General features: G+C 60.0%; 2 rRNA genes. Both read right to left on the minus strand.

Going from position 1 to position 3574, the window contains the following annotated elements:
- Window positions 1-8 precede the first annotated feature (8 nt).
- Window positions 9-125 (minus strand): 5S ribosomal RNA (gene rrf, locus PGN05_RS24085).
- Between the two features lie 118 nt (window positions 126-243).
- Window positions 244-3385: ribosomal RNA gene (locus PGN05_RS24090) — 23S ribosomal RNA — on the minus strand.
- Window positions 3386-3574 lie beyond the last annotated feature (189 nt).

Genomic DNA, 3574 nt, shown 5'->3' on the forward strand with positions numbered 1-3574 from the left:
GAGTGGTTGTCCGGCGGCGTCCTACTCTCCCACCCCGTCTCCAGGGCAGTACCATCGGCGCTGAGAGGCTTAGCTTCCGGGTTCGGAATGAGACCGGGCGTTTCCCTCTCGCCATGGCCGCCGTAACGCTGTGAACTTGTCCACGCCAATCCCCTTGTGCGGGGGCGGGTGGGGCGTTCAGAGCTGCACAGTGGACGCGATTCTTCTTGTCTGCTTGACCCGGCAGAGCGCCGGTGTAGGGATGTGGTCAAGCCCTCGGCCGATTAGTACCGGTCAGCTCCACACCTTGCGGTGCTTCCACTTCCGGCCTATCAACCCGCTGGTCTGGGCGGGGGCCTTACCCGGTTGACCCGGTGAGAGACCTCATCTTGAAGCGAGCTTCCCGCTTAGATGCTTTCAGCGGTTATCCCTGCCGAACGTAGCCAACCAGCAGTGCACCTGGCGGTACAACTGGCACACCAGAGGTTCGTCCGTCCCGGTCCTCTCGTACTAGGGACAGCTCTTCTCAAGTCTCTTACGCGCGCGGCGGATAGGGACCGAACTGTCTCACGACGTTCTAAACCCAGCTCGCGTACCGCTTTAATGGGCGAACAGCCCAACCCTTGGGACCTACTCCAGCCCCAGGATGCGACGAGCCGACATCGAGGTGCCAAACCATCCCGTCGATATGGACTCTTGGGGAAGATCAGCCTGTTATCCCCGGGGTACCTTTTATCCGTTGAGCGACACCGCTTCCACATGCCGGTGCCGGGTCACTAGTCCCAGCTTTCGCTCCTGCTCGACCCGTCGGTCTCACAGTCAAGCTCCCTTGTGCACTTGCACTCGACACCTGATTGCCAACCAGGCTGAGGGAACCTTTGGGCGCCTCCGTTACATTTTGGGAGGCAACCGCCCCAGTTAAACTACCCACCTGACACTGTTCCTGATCCGGATCACGGACCCAGGTTAGACATCCAATTCGACCAGAGTGGTATTTCAACGGTGACTCCACGAACACTGGCGTGCCCGCTTCACGGTCTCCCACCTATCCTACACAAGCCGAACCGAACACCAATATCAAGCTGTAGTGAAGGTCCCGGGGTCTTTCCGTCCTGCCGCGCGTAACGAGCATCTTTACTCGTAGTGCAATTTCGCCGAGCCTGTGGTTGAGACAGCTGAGAAGTCGTTACGCCATTCGTGCAGGTCGGAACTTACCCGACAAGGAATTTCGCTACCTTAGGATGGTTATAGTTACCACCGCCGTTTACTGGCGCTTGAGTTCTGAGCTTCGCTCCCGAAGGAACTAACCCGTCCCCTTAACGTTCCAGCACCGGGCAGGCGTCAGTCCGTATACATCGTCTTACGACTTCGCACGGACCTGTGTTTTTAGTAAACAGTCGCTTCTCACTGGTCTCTGCGGCCACCCCCCGCTGCCCCAGGCACGCTGGTTGACGGGAAATGGCCCCCCTTCTCCCGAAGTTACGGGGGCATTTTGCCGAGTTCCTTAACCACAGTTCGCTCGATCGCCTCGGTATTCTCTACCTGACCACCTGAGTTGGTTTGGGGTACGGGCCGCTCGGAACTCGCTAGAGGCTTTTCTCGGCAGCATAGGATCATCCCATTCGCCTCATTCGGCTATGCGTCAGGCCTCACCCTCGTGCGACGCGGATTTGCCTACGTCGCGGGCCACACCCTTGCACCGGTACTACCACTCACCGGGAGGACTACCTTCCTGCGTCACCCCATCGCTTGCCTACTACCAGGTCGGGTCCCGCGCTCGATCCGGCCACCACACAAGTGCGGTGCCCGAACGTCGGGCGGTCAGCATCACTGGGTTCAGCATGGGCGTTCCTTCGCGGGTACGGGAATATCAACCCGTTGTCCATCGACTACGCCTGTCGGCCTCGCCTTAGGTCCCGACTCACCCTGGGCGGATTAGCCTGGCCCAGGAACCCTTGGTCTTCCGGCGGGGGAGGTTCTCACTCCCCTCTCGCTACTCATGCCTGCATTCTCACTCGCGTGGCGTCCACGGCTGGATTCCTCCGCCGCTTCACCCGCCACGCGACGCTCCCCTACCCATCCACGCACCTGGCCGGCACACGCAAAGGCGTGTCGGCGGGCGATCGCGTGAATGCCACGGCTTCGGCGGTGTGCTTGAGCCCCGCTACATTGTCGGCGCGGAACCACTTGACCAGTGAGCTATTACGCACTCTTTCAAGGGTGGCTGCTTCTAAGCCAACCTCCTGGTTGTCTCTGCGATCCCACATCCTTTTCCACTTAGCACACGCTTAGGGGCCTTAGCCGATGATCTGGGCTGTTTCCCTCTCGACTACGAACCTTATCGCCCGCAGTCTCACTGCCGCGCTCTCACTTACCGGCATTCGGAGTTTGGTTGACGTCAGTAACCTTGTGGGGCCCATCGGCCATCCAGTGCTCTACCTCCGGCAAGAAACACGCGACGCTGCACCTAAATGCATTTCGGGGAGAACCAGCTATCACCGAGTTTGATTGGCCTTTCACCCCTACCCACAGCTCATCCCCCAGGTTTTCAACCCTGGTGGGTTCGGTCCTCCACGCGGTCTTACCCGCGCTTCAACCTGGCCATGGGTAGATCACTCGGCTTCGGGTCTAGAGCACGCGACTACAGAACGCCCTGTTCGGACTCGCTTTCGCTACGGCTGCCCCTCACGGGTTAACCTCGCCACGTACCACTAACTCGCAGGCTCATTCTTCAAAAGGCACGCAATCACCGCCGCACCACGAGGATGCGATTCCCGGCTCTCACGGCTTGTAGGCACACGGTTTCAGGTACTATTTCACTCCCCTCCCGGGGTACTTTTCACCTTTCCCTCACGGTACTTGTCCGCTATCGGTCACCAGGGAGTATTCAGGCTTAGCGGGTGGTCCCGCCGGATTCACACCGAATTTCACGGGCTCGGTGCTACTTGGGAACACGCTCGAAGAGGACCTGCGTTTTCGTGTACGGGGCTCTCACCCTCTACGGCGACCCCTTCCAGAGGCCTTCCACTAACGACAGATCTTTATGACTCTCCGCCCGGCCGGCAGACCGGACATGATCGCGTCCCACGACCCCGCTTCCACAACCCCTGCCGGGTATCACATGGAAACGGTTTAGCCTCATCCGCTTTCGCTCGCCACTACTCACGGAATCACGGTTGTTTTCTTCTCCTGTGGGTACTGAGATGTTTCACTTCCCCACGTTCCCTCCACACGCCCTATGTGTTCAGGCGCGGGTCACACCACATGACTGGTGCGGGGTTCCCCCATTCGGACATCCTCGGATCAACGCTCGGTTGGCAGCTCCCCGAGGCTTATCGCAGCCTCCTACGTCCTTCATCGGCTCCTGGTGCCCAGGCATCCACCGTGTGCCCTTAACAACTTGGCCACACTCCTACAAGAAACTCTCTACAGAGTCAGAAGATGCTCGCGTCCACTGTGCAGTTCTCAACGTCCCACCAGCCACCGGCTCCACCTGGCCCCGCCGACCCACACCCCCCGGCCTGCACCCGCGCACGGGGCCGAACCGGTGTGTGGTGGTACGGGGCCGGAACCGGCCCTGACCGTCCGGGAACAC

This window comes from Geodermatophilus sp. CPCC 206100 (assembly GCF_048569675.1).
Classification (GTDB): Bacteria; Actinomycetota; Actinomycetes; order Mycobacteriales; family Geodermatophilaceae; genus Geodermatophilus.